The following is a 17207-nucleotide window of genomic DNA, read 5'->3' on the forward strand; positions in this document are numbered from 1 at the left end:
TTAATTACAACCTGGCAGGTTTGCCTAAGTTCAAAGTTTAAAGGAAGTGAACGCCGATACCAGCCGTTCTATGCTGGTTTTATCGTCATGGTTAGCTTGATTGTCTCCATCTACGTCGATAGAAAAGTCCGGTATGGTAAAGCTTGATCCGCCATCAGTGCTGATTGCAGTAAATGATGTGGAGTCTGTGAGCAGGTTTCCGGCTTTTTTCGAAATCTGCACCAGTACTTGAAGTGTTGTATGGTTACTATTGATAAGGTATAGAAATATACCGTGTGGCGCCTTTAGTGTTATTTGGTGATAGTAGGACAGTGCAAGTTCCGTCATGGCTTGCTCGTCTCGATCATCAATCATGTTATCTGAGTTTACATCTACATCGTCCCAGGGGCCGTATGTAAGATTATGTGTGTCTCCATCATTTTTTACCGACAACGTGAAATACGTGGACTCAGTCAAGGTATCTGCTGGTTGCTGTGTTGATTCGTCTATGGTTGAAACCGTACCCGCAAGCTGGCCGAGGATCTTGGTCTCATTTCCTTCATCAACACGCTGAAGAAATACCCCTCGATTTTTTGGACCTTCCATTTGATGTACCTCTGGATTACTAAATATAACTATGGTGGTTGCGTTACATTGGAACTCGAGATGCGATATTTTGCGCAGAGCTCATCGAGTGCATATCAAGGATTAAGAATTCGGGCATAGGCACTGGCCAGTGCTAGGAGTTTTTCCTTGTCGGCTTCGTCAATATCACCGTCACCGTCAATATCCCTGACCGTGCGTAGGGTGAATGTTTTACCGCCATCGTTGGAGAGCGCTGTTAGTTCAGTTATATCGACAAATGTGTGGGTTTGCTCTTCGGTTTCTTCGTTGTAACCGAGAACTTCTAGTCCCAGCTTCATCGAAACCTCTGCCTTGTTAGGGCTAACAATCGATGGTGCAAGAAGCCGCAGGAAGATACCGCGCGAATTAAATACAGACATATTGATTCCCTTCAAGGTAAGTTGTATTGGCTGTTGCTTGGCTAACATTAGATGAGTTTTTTTTGTCGGGAACCGCCATGTATTTCATTATTTTTCCTCGCCGCTCGGCCAAATGCCCGGCGGTACTGGCAGGGAGGCAAAAGCTCGGTTACTGTACGTTTATACAGTCAAGAGATTTGCATGATGCTTACCCCCTTACCCCCTTGCCCCCACGTGGTCGTGGCACTGCCACCAACCCGCACAACCGGTTCGCGCCCAGGCACTCGGTGGCCGAGGATGACGGCTGGTATCAGGAAGCCCCGCTGACCCAGGGCACCGAGGTACGCATCGAAACGGCGAAAACCATCATCACTCGCAACAGCTCCCCGGACTTGCCCTTCGATCGCTCGATCAACCCCTATCGAGGCTGTGAGCACGGCTGCATTTACTGTTACGCCAGGCCCAGCCATGCCTATTGGGACATGTCGCCAGGGCTGGATTTTGAAACCCGGTTGATCGCCAAGACCAACGCGGCGCAGGTGCTGGAGCAGCAGCTAAGTAAGCCCGGGTATCAATGTGCGCCAATCAATTTGGGCTCCAATACGGACCCTTACCAACCCATCGAACGCGAACATCGAATCACGCGCCAGACATTGGAAGTGCTGTTGCGCTACCGCCACCTGGTCACCATCGTCACCAAGGGTTCGCTAATCCTGCGCGACCTGGACCTCTTGGCCGAAATGGCCCAGCAACGGTTGGCGGCGGTGATGATTAGCCTGACCACCCTCGATGACGAGCTAAAACGCATTCTTGAACCGCGCGCAGCGGCACCCAAGGCCCGGCTGCGGGCAATCCGGGTGTTGCGCGAAGCGGGGGTGCCGGTGGGGGTGTTGTGCTCGCCGATGATTCCGATGATTAACGACAGCGAGCTGGAGCACCTGCTGGAAGAGGCCCACGGCGCGGGCGCGCAGAGCGCGGCCTACATGATGTTGCGCCTGCCGCTGGAGGTAGCGCCGCTGTTCGAGGCGTGGCTGGCCGCCCACTACCCGCAGCGGGCGGCCCATGTGTTGAGCCTGGTGCGCCAAAGCCGTGGCGGTGAACTGTATGACAGCCGTTTTGGCGCGCGGATGCGGGGTGAAGGGCCGTTCGCCGATTTGCTGGCCCAGCGTTTCGCCAAGGCGCTCAAGCGGTTGGGGCTGGATCGACGCGAGGGTTTCAACTTGGACTGCAATGCCTTTTGCCCACCGGGCAGTCAGATGTCGCTGCTCTAGACTACGGAGGTCTCCTGCAAGTGCTTGGGCATCTTAACCGTAGTCACGTTTTGGCTAACCTGTAAGCATTAGGCTAGAGCGGTTGGTTCAGGTTTAGTTAAGTTTCGACGGGTACGCTGTTCGTCGACTGACCGGTCAGTCGCATTTCGCGAGTTGATTATTTTCTAGTCAATAGCTGGCTTCGCACCGGTGAACACGGGAAGATTCCAAAAATCCGTCAATAAAAGAGGATGAATCATGAGTGACAAGGATAAACAGCCGTTGGCTGCGTCGGCTTCTGTCCTTCCGGACGCCGAAAGCGCCGATGCAGCGTTGCAGCATATCGTCGATGGTTTTCTGCACTTTCATCATGAGGTCTTTCCTGAACAGGAAGAGCTCTTCAAGAAGCTCGCCACGGCCCAGCGGCCCAGGGCGATGTTCATTGCCTGCGCTGACTCGCGCATCGTGCCTGAGCTGATTACCCAAAGTGCCCCGGGGGATCTGTTCGTGACCCGTAACGTGGGCAATGTCGTGCCGCCCTACGGGCAGATGAACGGCGGCGTTTCGACTGCCATCGAATACGCGGTGCTGGCGTTGGGCGTGCAGCACATCATCATTTGCGGCCACTCCGATTGCGGCGCGATGCGGGCGGTGCTCAACCCACAAAGCCTGGAGAAAATGCCTACGGTCAAAGCCTGGCTGCGCCACGCTGAAGTCGCCAAGACCATGGTTCAGGAAAACTGCAATTGCGCCGATGAAAACGAAAGCATGCATGTGCTGACCGAGGAGAACGTCATCGCCCAACTCCAGCACTTGCGCACTCACCCTTCGGTGGCCTCGCGCATGGCCAACGGTCATCTGTTTATCCATGGTTGGGTCTACAGCATCGAGACCAGCGAAATCAAAGCCTACGATGCCGACAAAGGCTGCTTCCTGCCGCTCGATGGCAGCCATCCGATACCTGTAGCGACGCCCAAAGCGCGCTTCTAGATCTTCCTTAGTTCCTGCCTGGCTTAGCCTGGACTGCTGTTTTAGCGGTCGGCTTCGCCACGCCTGAAGAAATGTTCGGGAGCCTTTTTATGGGTGCGTTCAAAGCGGTTTTGCCACGGGAGCTGTTGGCTTCGGTGGTGGTGTTTCTGGTGGCCCTGCCCTTGTGCATGGGCATTGCCATCGCGTCTGGTATGCCACCGGCCAAGGGCCTGATTACCGGGATCGTCGGCGGCTTGGTGGTGGGTTGGCTGGCCGGGTCGCCGTTGCAGGTCAGTGGCCCGGCCGCGGGGCTGGCGGTGTTGGTGTTCGAGCTGGTGCGCCAGCATGGCGTGGCGATGCTGGGGCCGATCCTGCTGCTGGCGGGGTTGCTGCAATTGCTGGCCGGGCGCTTTCGCCTGGGCTGCTGGTTCCGGGTGACGGCGCCAGCGGTGGTGTACGGGATGTTGGCCGGGATTGGCGTGCTGATCGTGCTGTCCCAGGTGCATGTGATGCTCGATGGTGTGCCCAAGCCTTCCGGGCTGGATAACTTGGCGGGGTTCCCGGGCGCCCTGGCTGAGGCGTGGCCGACCCTTGGAGGTGGCTTGGGCTGGCAAGCCGGGTTGTTAGGGTTGTCGACGATTGCGGTGATGTGGCTGTGGGATAAATGGCGGCCCCAGGCGCTGCGCTTTGTGCCGGGCGCTCTGCTGGGTGTGGGCGTGACCACGGCGGCGAGCCTGCTGCTGGCGTTGCAGGTGCGGCGGGTGGAGGTGCCGGCCAATCTGGCCGAGGCTATCGATTGGCTGCGCCCGGCGGACTTGCTCAACCTGGCCAACCCGGACCTGTTGGTCGCCGCGTTCGCCGTAGCGTTTATCGCCAGTGCCGAAACGCTGTTGTCGGCTGCGGCGGTCGATCGTATGCACAGTGGCCCGCGCTCGGATTTCGATCGTGAGCTCTGCGCCCAAGGCGTGGGCAATATGCTGTGCGGCGTGCTCGGCGCGTTGCCGATGACCGGGGTGATCGTGCGCAGTTCGGCGAATGTGCAGGCCGGTGCCAGCACGCGGTTATCGACGATCTTTCATGGTGCCTGGTTGCTGGCCTTCGTGTTGTTGCTGTCCAGCGTGCTGCAAAGCATCCCGGTAGCCAGCCTGGCCGGGGTGTTGGTGTACACCGGGTGCAAATTGGTGGACCTGAAAGTGTTCCGCGGCTTGGGCCGCTATGGCCGCATGCCGATGCTGACCTACGGCGCCACGGCGCTGGCGATCATCTTTACCGACCTATTGACCGGGGTGCTGATCGGCTTCGGCCTGACGCTGGCGAAATTGGCCTGGAAGGCTTCGCGCTTGAAAATCAGCCTGGTGGACCTGCCAATGGCCGGTGAGATGGAGTTGCGCCTATCCGGCGCAGCGACCTTTCTCAAGGTTCCGGCCCTGACCCGGGTGTTGGCGCAGATCCCGCCCGGGGCGAGGGTGCATGTGCCGTTGGGCCATTTGAGCTACATCGATCATGCGTGCCTGGAGTTGCTGGAGGAATGGGCACGGGCCAACGCGGCCAAAGGCTCGACACTGCTGATTGAGGCGCGGGGCTTGAAGCGGCGGCTAGAGGGGCGTTTGCGCACAACCACCGGTGTGGGCGTGCGGGCATAGCGGGTTGGCGCGACCCGAGGCCGCGCCAATGGCTACGGTGGCATCAGGCGGGCGGGTCCAGCTCCAGGACCACGCCCAGTTGGCGCGACAGGCATGGCCAGCGCTTCCACGCGGCACCGGTGTCGGGGCTGGCGAGCTTGTCGCGGTAGGCCTCGACCGACTCCAGGGCGAAGCTCTCTTCGTTGAGCATTTCGTCCACGGCGTGGTGTACCGCCTCGTCCAACTGGTTGGCAAAGGCTTCGCCGATCAATTGATGGGCGATCAGGTTGGCAACCGTCATGTCCAGGGGGATCAGCGGTTGGCCGAAGTGCTTGATGTACAGGTCGTTGACTTCTTCTACCAGGCGATGGGCCAGGTAGGCTTCATCCAGCAGGCCAGCGAGGCCGACGTGGCCGTCCATGATTTTCAGGGGCTGGAGGAAGAACTGCTCGGCGATCTTCAGTACCGGCTTGATCTGCGACTCGATGCCAGCCTCGCGCGCCACGCCATTGGCGGCGTCCAGCAGGTCGGGCACTTGGTCGATATAGGCGGTGACAAAACCGGTCATCGCGCCTTTGGCGTTGGCCTGCGGCAGTTGGATGGCCGAGTGCAGGTGCGGTAATTGGGTTTCCAACTGGCGCGCAAGTTGACCGGTTTGGGTCTCATGTTGGTGGGCACGTTGGATCTGCTCGCGCAATGCGGCGGTGTTCATGAAAACTCCAGGAAGCGAAGGCAGTTGATGAGGGAAGACACAAGTTAGCTTGCTTACAAAACTTACTAAGACGGCTTTGTCATAATTATTTCACGGTTATGCTCTGCCGTTATATCGAAATGCCACCATTCGTCCGTTATCTCCCTTCATTCATTGGGCCTACCGGGTCCATTGCATTTGTATCAGCTGTTTTACGCCATCGCGTTGCGAGGTCCCGGTCGCTGTCTATACTCGCTTCTGTACGCGATTAGCTGATGACGCCCGACTGCTGTGCAGGCAAGGCTTGGCGGTGATTTGCAGTATCTGAGCCGCTCCCTTGGCCGCAGGTGTAACGCCTGACGGGATAACAAGAACGATAAGGGGAACCCGCAATGACGCGACATCCACATGTTTGGATGGGCCTTGTGTTGTGGTCAGTATTCAGCCAGGCGCAAGCCGCCTGGACGGTGAATATGACGCCAGGGGCCACTGAGGTGAGTAACGCGGTCTTCGACCTGCACATGACCATTTTCTGGATCTGTGTGGTGATTGGCATCATCGTCTTCGGTGCCATGTTCTGGTCGATGATGGTCCACCGCCGCTCCACCGGCCAGGTACCGGCTAAGTTTCACGAGAGCACCACGGTCGAGATTCTGTGGACCGTCGTACCTTTCCTGATCCTGGTGGCCATGGCCATTCCCGCCACCAAAACGTTAATCAATATCTACGACAGCTCGGAATCGGATGTGGACATCCAGGTCACCGGCTATCAGTGGAAGTGGCATTACAAATACCTGGGCCAGGACGTCGAGTTCTTCAGCAACCTGGCCACTCCCGCGGAGCAAATCCACAACAAGGCCACCAAGGGCGAGCACTACCTGCTGGAAGTCGACCAGCCGCTGGTGTTGCCGGTGGGGGCCAAGGTGCGCTTTCTGGTGACGGCGGCGGATGTGATCCACTCCTGGTGGGTGCCGGCCTTTGCGGTCAAGCGCGATGCCATTCCCGGCTTCGTCAACGAGGCCTGGACCCGCGTCGAAAAACCCGGCCTGTACCGTGGCCAATGCGCGGAGTTGTGTGGCAAGGACCACGGCTTCATGCCCATCGTGGTCGAGGTCAAGTCCAAGGCTGACTACGACACCTGGCTCGGCGAGCGCAAGGCCGAGGCGGCCAAGCTCAAGGAACTGACCTCCAAAGAGTGGACGCTCGAAGAGCTGGTGGCCCGTGGCGACAAGGTCTACCACACCACCTGCGTGGCCTGTCACCAGGCCGAGGGCCAGGGCCTGCCGCCGATGTTCCCGGCGCTCAAGGGTTCGAAAATCGCCACCGGCCCTGCGGCCGAGCACCTGAGCATCGTCTACCACGGCAAACCGGGCACCGCGATGGCCGCGTTCGGCAAGCAACTGTCGGAAGTCGATATCGCTGCGGTCGTTACCTACGAGCGTAATGCGTGGGGCAACAACAAGGGCGACATGGTTACGCCTAAGGATGTGCTGGCCCTCAAAGAGGCTGAAAACAAATGAGCGCGCCCAATGCAGGCCCCCGCCCACGGTCGCGGCGATGCGCCCATGACCGCCTCGCCCACTTCTTTGCAGGAGAAAGGACATGAGCGCAGTGATCGATGACCACGGCCATGCCGGTGACCACGCCCACGGCCCCGCCAAAGGCCTGATGCGTTGGGTGCTGACCACCAACCACAAAGACATCGGGACCATGTACCTGTGGTTCAGCTTCGCGATGTTCCTGCTCGGCGGCTCGTTCGCCATGGTGATCCGTGCCGAGCTGTTCCAGCCGGGCCTGCAGATCGTGCAGCCGGAATTCTTCAACCAGATGACCACCATGCACGGGCTGATTATGGTCTTTGGCGCGGTGATGCCGGCGTTCGTCGGCCTAGCCAACTGGATGATCCCGCTGATGATCGGCGCGCCGGACATGGCCCTGCCGCGGATGAACAACTTCAGCTTCTGGCTGCTGCCGGCGGCGTTCCTGTTGTTGGTCTCGACGCTGTTTTCCCCTGGCGGCGGGCCGAATTTTGGCTGGACCTTCTATGCCCCGCTCTCGACCACTTACGCGCCGGAAAGCGTGACCTTTTTCATCTTCGCCATTCACCTGATGGGCATCAGCTCGATCATGGGCGCGATCAACGTGATCGCCACCATCCTCAACCTGCGCGCCCCCGGTATGACGCTGATGAAAATGCCGCTGTTCGTCTGGACCTGGCTGATTACCGCGTTCCTGCTGATCGCGGTGATGCCGGTGCTGGCCGGTTGCGTGACGATGATGCTGATGGACATCCACTTCGGCACCAGTTTCTTCAGCGCGGCGGGCGGCGGCGACCCGGTGCTGTTCCAGCACGTGTTCTGGTTCTTCGGCCACCCCGAGGTGTACATCATGATCCTGCCGGCGTTCGGCGCCGTCAGCTCGATCATCCCGACCTTTTCGCGCAAGCCGCTGTTTGGCTACACCTCAATGGTCTACGCCACGGCGAGCATTGCGTTCCTGTCGTTCATTGTCTGGGCGCACCACATGTTCGTGGTGGGCATTCCGCTGGTGGGCGAGTTGTTCTTCATGTACGCGACCCTGCTGATCGCGGTGCCCACCGGGGTCAAGGTGTTCAACTGGGCCAGCACCATGTGGCAAGGCTCGCTGACCTTCGAGACGCCCATGCTGTTCGCCGTGGCGTTCGTGATCCTGTTCACCATCGGCGGGTTCTCCGGGCTGATGCTGGCCATCGCCCCGGCAGACTTCCAGTACCACGACACCTACTTCGTGGTGGCGCATTTCCACTACGTGCTGGTGCCGGGGGCGATCTTCGGGATCTTCGCCTCGGCCTACTACTGGCTGCCGAAGTGGACCGGCCATATGTACGACGAAACCCTGGGCAAGCTGCATTTCTGGTTGTCCTTCGTGGGCATGAACATGGCGTTCTTCCCGATGCACTTCGTGGGGTTGGCGGGCATGCCGCGCCGCATTCCGGACTACAACCTGCAATTTGCCGACTTCAACATGGTGTCCTCCATTGGCGCCTTCACCTTCGGCGCTACCCAGTTCCTGTTCCTGTTCATCGTTATCAAGTGCATCCGTGGCGGCGCACCCGCCCCGGCCAAGCCGTGGGACGGTGCCGAGGGGCTGGAGTGGAGCATTCCGTCGCCCGCGCCCTACCACACCTTCACCACGCCGCCGGAGGTGAAATGAATATTCGGGGTTTGGAGTTCCCATGTGGGAGCGAGCCTGCTCGCGATGACAGACTGCGCGACAGCGATATTCACGGTGATGCGCTTATCGCGAGCAAGTTCGCTCCCACAGTTGTTTTAGGTATACACGGTGGGCGCCATGGCTGAACCCGCCACCAACAAACGCCTGGTTACCCGCCTGCTGATCCTAGTGGTGGCCATGTTTGCCTTCGGCTTTGCCCTGGTGCCGATCTACGACGTGATGTGCGCCGCGTTCGGCATCAATGGCAAAACCGCCGGGCAGTACGAGGGCGAGCAGGTGAGCGACCTGTCGCGCCAGGTGCGCGTGCAGTTCCTGTCCACCAATGCCGTGGACATGGTCTGGGAGTTTCACTCCAAGGCCGATGAACTGTTGGTCAACCCCGGGGCGGTGAACGAGATGGTGTTCGTGGCGCACAACCCGACCAACCGCCCGATGACGGCCCAGGCCATCCCCAGCATTTCCCCGGCCGAGGCGGCAATGTATTTCCACAAGACCGAGTGCTTCTGCTTCACCCAGCAGATTCTGCAACCCGGGGAGCGCATCGAGATGCCGGTGCGTTTCATCGTTGACCGCGACATGCCCAAGCAAGTCAAACACCTGACGCTGGCTTACACGCTGTTCGATATCACCGCTCGCCACCCGCCGGTCGCGACCAACTGACCCCGGCGAGTCCAAGCGTGCCCGATAAGGAGAACAATAAGATGGCAACTCACGAGACGTACTACGTTCCGGCCCAGAGTAAATGGCCGATCATCGCCACGGTCGGCATGCTGGTCACGGTGGTGGGCCTGGGCATCTGGTTCAACGACCTCAAGGCCGCCCGCGCCGATTCCCACGGCCCTTGGGTATTTTTCGCCGGCAGCCTGGTGCTGGCGTACATGTTGTTCGGCTGGTTCGGCGCGGTCATCAAAGAAAGCCACGCCGGGCTCTACAGCCCGCAGATGGACCGTTCGTTTCGCTGGGGCATGACCTGGTTCATCTTTTCCGAAGTGATGTTCTTCATCGCCTTCTTCGGCGCGCTGTTTTATGTACGGCACCTGTCCGGCCCATGGCTGGGCGGCGATGGCGCCAAGGGCCTGGCCAACATGCTGTGGCCCGGTTTCGAGTTCACCTGGCCACTGCTCAACACCCCGGACCCGAAACTCTACCCCGCGCCCAAGGGCATCATCAGCCCTTGGGGCTTGCCGCTGCTCAATACGGTGTTGCTGGTCAGCTCCAGCGTGACCATCACCATCGCCCACCACGCCTTGAAAAAAGGCCATCGCGGCGCACTGAAAATCTGGCTGGCCCTCACCGTGCTGTTGGGCTGTGCCTTCCTCGGTTTTCAGGCCGAAGAGTACATCCACGCCTACAAGGAGCTGGGGCTGACCCTGGGTTCGGGCGTGTACGGCGCGACGTTCTTCATGCTCACCGGGTTCCACGGGGCCCACGTGACCATCGGCACCGTCATCCTGTTCGTGATGCTGATGCGGGTGATGCGCGGGCACTTCAATAACGAGCACCAGTTCGGTTTTGAAGCCGCCAGTTGGTACTGGCACTTTGTCGATGTGGTGTGGATCGGTTTGTTTGTTTTCGTCTACGTGCTCTGACGCGCCGCTTACCAGGGCGCGTGGCTCACCAGTTGGCCGCTGTAGAAACCCCAGGTGATCAGGCCGACGGTGACGGTGGCCAGGCCGACACGAACCATCAAGGCCGTCAGCAGGCGTTTGGAACTGCTGTCGTCCCTGACCAAGAAGAACAAGCCGCTGAACAGGCTGACAACCGTGGCAATCAGCATCAGGACGATGGCTGCTTTGAGCATGGTGGGGACTCCAGGGGGACGGGATGCAATGGAGTAAAGCTAGTCCGCTTTCTACGTGTGCGGCAACGCCATGAAGACTTTTCGCCCAGGCGTGGTGCCGACCTTGGTGGTGCTGGCGCTGTTACCGCTGTTGGTGTTTCTCGGCTTCTGGCAATTGGGCCGGGGCGAGCAAAAACGCCTGCTGCTCGACAGCTACGCCGAGCGCCGCGCCGCCACGCCTGTGGCGCTGAGCCAGGTGCAGCCCGCCGACCCGGCCTTTCGCCGCGTGCGCCTGCACGGCCAGTTCGACACCCGCCACAGCCTGCTGTTGGACAACAGCACCCGCGACGGCAAGGTCGGCGTCGAACTGCTGCAACCCTTCCTCGACCAGGCCAGCGGCCAATGGGTGTTGCTCAACCGTGGCTGGTTGCCCTGGCCGGATCGGCGTACGCCACCCCAATTCAGCACCCCGGCCCAGGCCCTGGCTATCAATGCCTGGGTCTATGTCGCGCCGGGCGCCACCTTCCAATTGCACGCCGACCCGGCCAACGCCACGTGGCCTCGCCTGATAACCGCAGTGGCCCCGCCCGCGCTCTGGGCCGAGTTGGGCCGCGAGGGCGTTGCCTGGCAACTGCGCGCCGAAAGCGGCCCGGGCACCTACCGCACGGACTGGCCGGTGGTGGCCATGGGGCCGGAAAAACACCTGGGCTATGCCGTGCAGTGGTTCGCCATGGCGCTGGCGCTGCTGGCACTTTACCTCTACCTCGGATGGCACAACGCAAGGGAGAAACACCATGGGAGCGGCCATGAATCCACCCAACACGTCTGACACGCAAGCCCCGCGCAGCCGCGCGCGCGGGCGCCTGCAACTGATCCTGATCCTGGCGCTGGTGATCGGCCCGATGGTGCTGGCCACCGGCATGTACAAATTGCAGTTCTGGGTGCCGCAAAGCCGCAGCTACCACGGCGAACTGATCGGCAACGGCCAGACCCGCGCCGACATCGGCGTGCCCGCCCAGGAGCAGCGCTGGCAAATACTGGTGACCGCGCCCGATGCCTGCGCCGCCGATTGCCAGCAACTGGTGTACCTGGCGCGGCAGATCCAGATCGGCCTGGGCCGCGATGCCTCGCGCGCCAGCCATGCCCTGGCCAGCGCCGCCCCGGTGGCCGCGGCCTATGACGCCCAGTTGCAGCGCGAATACCCGCAATTACAGCGCTACCCGCTGGACCGCGCGGCTTACCTCAAGGGCGCGGGTGCCGAGCAGGGGCCGCGCCTGTGGATCGTCGACCCCCACGGCAACCTGGTGCTGCGCTACGACGCCACGATCAAGGGCAAGGCGCTGCTCAACGACCTGCGCCACCTGCTGAAACTGTCGAACATCGGATAAGGGCATCGTCATGGCCAAACCTGGATTTCGCCTCGCGTTGTTTGCCACCTTGCTGGCGCTGGTGGTCGTGCTGCTGGGCGCCTACACCCGCCTGACCCACGCCGGCCTCGGCTGCCCGGACTGGCCCGGCTGCTACGGCTTTATCAGCGTGCCCAAGAGCGAAGCCCAGTTGGCCCATGCCGAGCTGCACTTTCCCGACACCCCGGTGGAGGCCCACAAGGGCTGGAACGAAATGGTCCACCGCTATTTCGCCGGCTCCCTGGGGCTGGTGATTCTGCTTTTAGCGGCGCGGGCCTATCGCCATCGGCACCGGCCGGAGCAACCGCTGAAACTGCCGCTGTTCGTGTTGGCGGTGGTGATTGCCCAAGCCGCGTTCGGCATGTGGACGGTGACCCTCAAACTCTGGCCGCAAGTGGTCACCGGCCATTTGCTCGGCGGCTTCGCTACCTTGAGCCTGCTGTTTTTGCTGACCTTGCGCCTCTCCGGCGTGCTGCCGGCCCTGACCGTGCCCCGGCGCCTGCAGCATTGGGCGACGGCAGGGCTGTTGTTGGTGATCGGGCAAATCGCCCTGGGCGGTTGGGTCAGTTCCAACTACGCGGCGGTGGCGTGCATCGACTTCCCCACCTGCCACGGGCAATGGTTGCCCCCGGCGGATTTTGCCAACGGCTTTCACCTCACCCAGCACATCGGCCCCAATTACCTGGGCGGCCAACTCGACAGCGAGGCGCGCACCGCCATCCACGTCACCCACCGCCTCGGTGCGTTGCTGGTGACCCTGGTGTTGCTAGGCCTGGCGTGGCAGTTGCGCGCGGTGGGCATGACGCGCCTGGCCGCCCTGGTGCTGGTGGCGTTGGCGGCGCAGGTCGGCCTGGGCATCAGCAATGTGCTGTTTCACCTGCCGCTGCCGGTGGCAGTGGCCCACAACGCCGGGGGGGCGGCGCTGCTGCTGACCCTGGTGCTGGTCAATTACCACGCACGCACCAGCCTGGTGCGGGTGCGGCGCCCAGCATTCGCGGGTTGGCGGCTCAGCCCGCGCAAACAGGCCAACGGCCTCATCACAATCAAAGGAGAGATGCCATGGCGACCTTGATCGGCGAACGTCACAGCCAGGCGATCTGGCGCGACTACCTGGAGCTGACCAAACCCAAAGTGGTGGTGCTGATGCTCATCACCTCGTTGGTCGGCATGTTCCTGGCCACCCGCGCCGGGGTGCCGTGGACGGTGCTGGTGTTCGGTAACCTGGGCATCGCCCTGTGTGCTGGCGGCGCGGCGGCGGTCAACCACGTGGTGGACCGGCGCATCGATGCCGTGATGGCGCGCACCCACAAGCGGCCCCTGGCCGAGGGCCGGGTGTCGCCCGCCGCCGCGCTGACCTTTGCCATGGCCCTGGCGGTGCTGGGGCTGGCCTTGCTGCTGGCGTTCACCAACCCGTTGGCAGCCTGGCTGACCCTGGCCTCGCTGCTCGGCTACGCGGTGGTCTACACCGGGTTTCTCAAGCGTGCCACGCCGCAGAACATCGTCATCGGGGGCCTGGCCGGGGCCGCGCCGCCGCTGCTGGGCTGGGTGGCAGTGACCGGGCACATCAGCGCCGAACCGCTGTTGCTGGTGCTGATTATCTTCGCCTGGACGCCGCCGCACTTCTGGGCCCTGGCCATCCACCGCAAGGAGGAATACGCCAAGGCTGACATCCCGATGCTGCCGGTGACCCACGGCGAGCACTACACCAAGGTGCATATCCTGCTGTACACCTGCGTGCTGCTGGCCGTGAGCCTGATGCCCTACGTGATCCGCATGAGCGGCATGCTCTATCTGCTGTGTGCCCTGGGCCTGGGCGCGAAGTTTCTGCATTGGGCCTGGGTGTTGTACCGTGGCGGTCGGCCGCACGCGGCGATCAACACCTTCAAGTACTCTATCTACTACTTGTTCCTGCTGTTTATCGCCCTGCTCGTAGACCACTACCTAGTGTTGAACCTATGACTCGAACTCAGAAAACCGTTTTCATCCTCGTCGCCCTGGTGGCCCTGGTCATGGGCCTGACCGTCAATAAAGTGCTCACGGGCAAGGGCCAGGGCGACCCCACCGCGCTGATCGACGCCGGCATCATCCTGCTGCCGCAAAGCCGCAACCTGCCGGATGTGCAGATGACCAACCAGGAAGGCCAGAGCGTCACGGTCAATGAACTCAAGGGCAAATGGAGCCTGTTGTTCTTCGGCTACACCTTTTGCCCGGACATCTGCCCCACCACCTTGGCCCAACTGCGCCAGATCAAGAGCGAGCTGCCCAAGGAGGCGGTGGACAACCTGCAAATCGTGCTGGTCAGCGTCGACCCCAACCGCGACAACCCCACGCAGCTCAAGCAATACCTGGGCTACTTCGACCCGCAGTTCGTGGGGCTGACCGGCGCTAACGTGGAGGATGTGCAGAAGGTCGCTAACGCGGTAAGCATCCCGTTCATCCCGGCCGACATCAACAAGCCCAACTACACGGTGGACCATAGCGGCAACCTCGCCGTGATCGGCCCGGACGGCACCCAGCGCGGCTTCATTCGCGCGCCGTTGAACAACCAGAAACTGGTGGCCCAGTTGCCGGAACTGCTCAAACGCCCTTAAGCCTGGGCCGTTGCGCAAAAAAAGGGGGCGCAATCGATGCGCCCCCTTTTTTCGTGTTAACGCAGCAATCAGAACGCCGGCACGACCGCGCCTTTGTATTTTTCCAAGATGAAGGCTTTTACTTCCGGGCTATGCAGCGCGGTGACCAGCTTCTTCATGGCCTCGCTGTCCTTGTTGTCCGGGCGGGCCACCAAGATGTTCACGTAAGGCGAGTCTTTGCCTTCGATCACCAGGGCGTCCTTGGCCGGGTCGAGCTTGGCTTCCAGTGCGTAGTTGGTGTTGATGAGCGCCAGGTCAACCTGGGTCAGCACGCGTGGGATGGTGGCGGCTTCCAGTTCGCGGAACTTGAGGCCTTTTTCGTTCACGGTGATGTCTTTGATGGTCGCCAGGATGTTCGTGGCGTCCTTCAACTTAATCACGCCAGCCTTATCCAGCAGCAGCAAGGCGCGGCCGCCGTTGGTGGCGTCGTTGGGGATCACCACGGTGGCGCCGCTTGGCAGTTCGGCCAGTTTTTTGAATTTGCTGGAGTAGGCGCCCAGGGGCTCCAGGTGCACACCAGCCACGCTCACCAAGTGAGTGCCCTTGGCCTTGTTGAACTCATCCAGGTACGGCTGGTGCTGGAAGAAGTTGGCGTCCAGGCGTTTTTCGGCCACTTGCACGTTGGGCTGCACGTAGTCGGTGAACTCCTTGACCTTGAGGGTCACGCCTTCTTTTTCCAGGGCCGGTTTGAGGAAGTTGAGAATCTCGGCGTGGGGCACCGGTGTGGCGGCCACGGTCAGGGTCTCGGCGGCCTGAGCGGAAAAGGCTGCAACGGCAGCGAATGCGACGAGTAGTTTTTTCATCCAGCAGACTCCTTGTTCAGACAGGTCCGGCCAAACCGGCGGTTGTCTTTATTTTCGGGAAAAGTGCACCACCAGCTTATCGCCGACGGTTTGCAGAACTTGGACCAGCACCAGCAACAGCACCACGGTGACCACCATCACATCGGTTTGGAAGCGCTGGTAGCCGAAGCGGATCGCCAGGTCGCCCAGGCCACCGGCGCCGACCACACCGGCCATTGCCGTGTAGGAAACCAGCGTGATCGCTGTCACCGTAATCGCCGCGAAGATGCCGGGGCGAGCCTCGGGCAGCAGCGCGTTGGTGATGATCTGCCGTGTGGTGGCGCCCATGGACTGAGTCGCTTCAATGATGCCGCGATCCACTTCCCGCAGGGCGGTTTCCACCAGCCGCGCGAAGAACGGCGTGGCGCCGACCACCAGGGGGGGAATCGCGCCCGCCACACCCAGCGACGTGCCGGTGATGAGCACCGTGAACGGAATCATCACGATCAACAGGATGATGAACGGCAGCGAGCGCAGGATGTTCACGATCAGCGACAGCAGGGCATAGAGGCTTTTTTGCTCCAGCAGTTGGCGCGGGCTGCACAAAAACAGCAGCACGCCCAGGGGCAGGCCCAGCAGGACGGTGAACAGCAGCGAGCCGCCGAGCATCATCAGGGTGTCGCCGGTGGCGAGCCAGATTTCGTACCAGTCGATATTGGCGAAGAAACTCACAAACGCTTCCATCAGCGCAGCACCTCCATGTGGACATCGGCCGCGGTGAAGCGGGCAAAGGCCGCTTCCATGTCACCGCCGGTGATGGCCAGGGTCAGTTGGCCGTAAGGCGTGTCTTTGATGCGGTCGATACGGCCGGCGAGGATGCTGTAGTCCACCCCCGTTTCGCGGGCGACGGTGCCCAGCAATGGTGCGTAGGTCGCGTCGCCCTGGAAGGTCAGACGTACGATGCGGCCTGGCACGTGGGCGAAGTCGTCGCGTTGCTCGCTTTCGTCGATCTGCTCAGCTTCCTGGACAAAACGCTTGGTGGTCGGGTGCTTGGGGTGCAGGAACACGTCGGCCACCGAACCCTGCTCGACGATCACGCCAGCATCCATCACCGCGACTTGGTCGCAAACCCGGCGGATCACGTCCATTTCATGGGTAATCAGCACGATGGTCAGGTTCAGTTCGCGGTTGATCTCGGCCAGCAATTGCAGGACAGACGCCGTGGTTTGCGGGTCAAGGGCGCTAGTGGCTTCGTCGCACAGCAGGATTTTCGGCTTGGTGGCCAGGGCGCGGGCGATGCCGACCCTTTGCTTCTGGCCGCCGGACAACTGCGCCGGGTACTTCTTGGCGTGGTCCTGCAGGCCTACCCGGGCCAGCAACTCGGCGACGCGGCGCTCGATCTCGCTGCGCGACAGTTCGCCGGCCAGGGTCAGCGGCAGCGCGACGTTGTCGGCCACGGTCTTGGAGGCCAACAGGTTGAAGTGTTGGAAAATCATCCCGACCTGCTGGCGGAAGCGGCGTAGGCCTTTGGCGTCGAGGGCGGTGACTTCTTCACCGTCCACCGTGATGATGCCGCCGCTTGGCTCTTCCAGACGGTTTATCAGACGCAGCAGGGTGCTTTTTCCTGCACCGGAATGGCCGATCAGGCCGAAGACCTGACCGTTCTCCACCCGCAAATTCGTCGGGTGCAGGGCGGGAATATCCTTGCCGGAAACCCGGTAGGTTTTGTGGATGTTTTGAAACTCGATCACGTAGCGAACCTTGTGGGGCGCGTTAGAAAAGGGGCAGCGGTAAGCCGGGCGCGCATTTTAGCCTGTCCGTATAGAGGTTCTTAGCATTTATTTCGCAATGAACCAACGATTTGGCAATAACGCGAGCAAAGGTCATAAAAAAGGAACGGCG

Annotated in this window: 19 protein-coding genes; 12 read left to right on the forward strand and 7 right to left on the reverse strand. The window is 61.1% G+C overall.

Annotation, left to right across the window (positions count from 1 at the left end):
- Window positions 1-30 precede the first annotated feature (30 nt).
- Window positions 31-585, reverse strand: coding sequence for a hypothetical protein (locus AC19YR_RS12530; RefSeq protein ID WP_141233998.1), 555 nt, complete (start codon window positions 583-585; stop codon window positions 31-33).
- Between the two features lie 95 nt (window positions 586-680).
- Window positions 681-983 carry a hypothetical protein gene (locus tag AC19YR_RS12535; RefSeq protein ID WP_500598669.1) on the reverse strand — a complete coding sequence of 101 codons (303 nt, stop codon included), beginning with the start codon at window positions 981-983 and terminating at the stop codon, window positions 681-683.
- 176 nt (window positions 984-1159) lie between these two features.
- Between AC19YR_RS12535 and AC19YR_RS12540 the strand changes: the two genes are divergently transcribed.
- The 3 genes from AC19YR_RS12540 to AC19YR_RS12550 all read left to right on the forward strand — a co-directional run bounded on the left by AC19YR_RS12540 (window position 1160) and on the right by AC19YR_RS12550 (window position 4824).
- Window positions 1160-2233, forward strand: coding sequence for a PA0069 family radical SAM protein (locus AC19YR_RS12540; RefSeq protein ID WP_500598670.1), 1074 nt, complete (start codon window positions 1160-1162; stop codon window positions 2231-2233).
- 237 nt (window positions 2234-2470) lie between these two features.
- On the forward strand, window positions 2471-3202 hold the full coding sequence (locus tag AC19YR_RS12545; RefSeq protein ID WP_095110251.1) for a carbonic anhydrase: 732 nt from the start codon (window positions 2471-2473) through the stop codon (window positions 3200-3202).
- A gap of 89 nt (window positions 3203-3291) precedes the next feature.
- Window positions 3292-4824 (forward strand): SulP family inorganic anion transporter, encoded by a 1533-nt coding sequence (locus tag AC19YR_RS12550; protein ID WP_500598671.1) that lies wholly within the window; start codon window positions 3292-3294, stop codon window positions 4822-4824.
- Window positions 4825-4867: 43 nt separating this feature from the next.
- Here the strand turns inward: AC19YR_RS12550 and AC19YR_RS12555 are convergent, their stop codons facing one another.
- Entirely contained in the window at window positions 4868-5515 is a 648-nt protein-coding gene (locus AC19YR_RS12555; protein WP_095110253.1) for a hypothetical protein, read from the reverse strand.
- 371 nt (window positions 5516-5886) lie between these two features.
- On the opposite strand from AC19YR_RS12555, the gene coxB reads away from it, so the two are divergent.
- The 4 genes from coxB (at window position 5887) to AC19YR_RS12575 (ending at window position 10296) form a co-directional block, all read left to right on the forward strand.
- Window positions 5887-7014 (forward strand): cytochrome c oxidase subunit II, encoded by a 1128-nt coding sequence (gene coxB, locus AC19YR_RS12560; RefSeq protein WP_095110255.1) that lies wholly within the window; start codon window positions 5887-5889, stop codon window positions 7012-7014.
- 82 nt (window positions 7015-7096) lie between these two features.
- A complete protein-coding gene (ctaD, locus tag AC19YR_RS12565; RefSeq protein ID WP_095110256.1) occupies window positions 7097-8686 on the forward strand; it encodes a cytochrome c oxidase subunit I in 1590 nt (529 codons plus the stop codon).
- Window positions 8687-8824: 138 nt separating this feature from the next.
- Window positions 8825-9367, forward strand: a complete 543-nt coding sequence (locus AC19YR_RS12570) for a cytochrome c oxidase assembly protein (protein ID WP_095110258.1) — start codon at window positions 8825-8827, stop codon at window positions 9365-9367.
- Between the two features lie 41 nt (window positions 9368-9408).
- Window positions 9409-10296 (forward strand): cytochrome c oxidase subunit 3, encoded by an 888-nt coding sequence (locus AC19YR_RS12575; protein ID WP_095110259.1) that lies wholly within the window; start codon window positions 9409-9411, stop codon window positions 10294-10296.
- A gap of 8 nt (window positions 10297-10304) precedes the next feature.
- On the opposite strand, the gene AC19YR_RS12580 is transcribed toward AC19YR_RS12575, so the two are convergent.
- Window positions 10305-10508, reverse strand: coding sequence for a twin transmembrane helix small protein (locus AC19YR_RS12580; RefSeq protein ID WP_500598674.1), 204 nt, complete (start codon window positions 10506-10508; stop codon window positions 10305-10307).
- Between the two features lie 70 nt (window positions 10509-10578).
- On the opposite strand from AC19YR_RS12580, the gene AC19YR_RS12585 reads away from it, so the two are divergent.
- Genes AC19YR_RS12585 through AC19YR_RS12605 form a run of 5 tightly spaced genes read left to right on the forward strand, consistent with a single transcriptional unit; the run spans window position 10579 to window position 14484 of the window.
- Complete coding sequence (locus AC19YR_RS12585; protein ID WP_095110372.1) at window positions 10579-11316, forward strand: SURF1 family protein; 738 nt, start codon at window positions 10579-10581, stop codon at window positions 11314-11316.
- Entirely contained in the window at window positions 11282-11875 is a 594-nt protein-coding gene (locus AC19YR_RS12590) for a PA_0111/PP_0108 family redox-active disulfide protein (RefSeq protein WP_500598676.1), read from the forward strand. The genes AC19YR_RS12585 and AC19YR_RS12590 overlap by 35 nt, the downstream gene beginning before the upstream one ends.
- Before the next feature lie 10 nt (window positions 11876-11885).
- Window positions 11886-12965 (forward strand): COX15/CtaA family protein, encoded by a 1080-nt coding sequence (locus AC19YR_RS12595; RefSeq protein WP_500598678.1) that lies wholly within the window; start codon window positions 11886-11888, stop codon window positions 12963-12965.
- The gene (cyoE, locus tag AC19YR_RS12600; protein WP_095110264.1) at window positions 12953-13852 is read left to right on the forward strand and encodes a heme o synthase; all 900 of its coding nucleotides are present in this window, start codon (window positions 12953-12955) and stop codon (window positions 13850-13852) included. The genes AC19YR_RS12595 and cyoE overlap by 13 nt, the downstream gene beginning before the upstream one ends.
- A complete protein-coding gene (locus tag AC19YR_RS12605; protein WP_095110266.1) occupies window positions 13849-14484 on the forward strand; it encodes an SCO family protein in 636 nt (211 codons plus the stop codon). Before cyoE ends, AC19YR_RS12605 begins: the two co-directional genes overlap by 4 nt.
- 68 nt (window positions 14485-14552) lie before the next feature.
- Here the strand turns inward: AC19YR_RS12605 and AC19YR_RS12610 are convergent, their stop codons facing one another.
- Genes AC19YR_RS12610 through AC19YR_RS12620 form a run of 3 tightly spaced genes read right to left on the reverse strand, consistent with a single transcriptional unit; the run spans window position 14553 to window position 17056 of the window.
- Window positions 14553-15326 (reverse strand): MetQ/NlpA family ABC transporter substrate-binding protein, encoded by a 774-nt coding sequence (locus tag AC19YR_RS12610; protein ID WP_095110267.1) that lies wholly within the window; start codon window positions 15324-15326, stop codon window positions 14553-14555.
- Between the two features lie 48 nt (window positions 15327-15374).
- Entirely contained in the window at window positions 15375-16049 is a 675-nt protein-coding gene (locus tag AC19YR_RS12615) for a methionine ABC transporter permease (RefSeq protein ID WP_095110269.1), read from the reverse strand.
- Window positions 16049-17056 carry a methionine ABC transporter ATP-binding protein gene (locus AC19YR_RS12620; RefSeq protein WP_095110270.1) on the reverse strand — a complete coding sequence of 336 codons (1008 nt, stop codon included), beginning with the start codon at window positions 17054-17056 and terminating at the stop codon, window positions 16049-16051. The genes AC19YR_RS12615 and AC19YR_RS12620 overlap by 1 nt, the downstream gene beginning before the upstream one ends.
- Window positions 17057-17207: the final 151 nt, after the last annotated feature.

It is taken from the genome of Pseudomonas sp. MF08817, assembly GCF_059862705.1.

Coding starts and splice junctions, on each gene's coding strand:
- cyoE (WP_095110264.1), top strand. CDS start 12,953: ATGGCGACCTTGATCGGCGAACGTCACAGCCAGGCGATCTGGCGCGAC.
- ctaD (WP_095110256.1), top strand. CDS start 7,097: ATGAGCGCAGTGATCGATGACCACGGCCATGCCGGTGACCACGCCCAC.
- coxB (WP_095110255.1), top strand. CDS start 5,887: ATGACGCGACATCCACATGTTTGGATGGGCCTTGTGTTGTGGTCAGTA.
- AC19YR_RS12530 (WP_141233998.1), bottom strand. CDS start 585: ATGGAAGGTCCAAAAAATCGAGGGGTATTTCTTCAGCGTGTTGATGAA.
- AC19YR_RS12550 (WP_500598671.1), top strand. CDS start 3,292: ATGGGTGCGTTCAAAGCGGTTTTGCCACGGGAGCTGTTGGCTTCGGTG.
- AC19YR_RS12605 (WP_095110266.1), top strand. CDS start 13,849: ATGACTCGAACTCAGAAAACCGTTTTCATCCTCGTCGCCCTGGTGGCC.
- AC19YR_RS12535 (WP_500598669.1), bottom strand. CDS start 983: ATGTCTGTATTTAATTCGCGCGGTATCTTCCTGCGGCTTCTTGCACCA.
- AC19YR_RS12575 (WP_095110259.1), top strand. CDS start 9,409: ATGGCAACTCACGAGACGTACTACGTTCCGGCCCAGAGTAAATGGCCG.
- AC19YR_RS12545 (WP_095110251.1), top strand. CDS start 2,471: ATGAGTGACAAGGATAAACAGCCGTTGGCTGCGTCGGCTTCTGTCCTT.
- AC19YR_RS12570 (WP_095110258.1), top strand. CDS start 8,825: ATGGCTGAACCCGCCACCAACAAACGCCTGGTTACCCGCCTGCTGATC.
- AC19YR_RS12610 (WP_095110267.1), bottom strand. CDS start 15,326: ATGAAAAAACTACTCGTCGCATTCGCTGCCGTTGCAGCCTTTTCCGCT.
- AC19YR_RS12555 (WP_095110253.1), bottom strand. CDS start 5,515: ATGAACACCGCCGCATTGCGCGAGCAGATCCAACGTGCCCACCAACAT.
- AC19YR_RS12595 (WP_500598678.1), top strand. CDS start 11,886: ATGGCCAAACCTGGATTTCGCCTCGCGTTGTTTGCCACCTTGCTGGCG.
- AC19YR_RS12585 (WP_095110372.1), top strand. CDS start 10,579: ATGAAGACTTTTCGCCCAGGCGTGGTGCCGACCTTGGTGGTGCTGGCG.
- AC19YR_RS12615 (WP_095110269.1), bottom strand. CDS start 16,049: ATGGAAGCGTTTGTGAGTTTCTTCGCCAATATCGACTGGTACGAAATC.
- AC19YR_RS12580 (WP_500598674.1), bottom strand. CDS start 10,508: ATGCTCAAAGCAGCCATCGTCCTGATGCTGATTGCCACGGTTGTCAGC.
- AC19YR_RS12590 (WP_500598676.1), top strand. CDS start 11,282: ATGGGAGCGGCCATGAATCCACCCAACACGTCTGACACGCAAGCCCCG.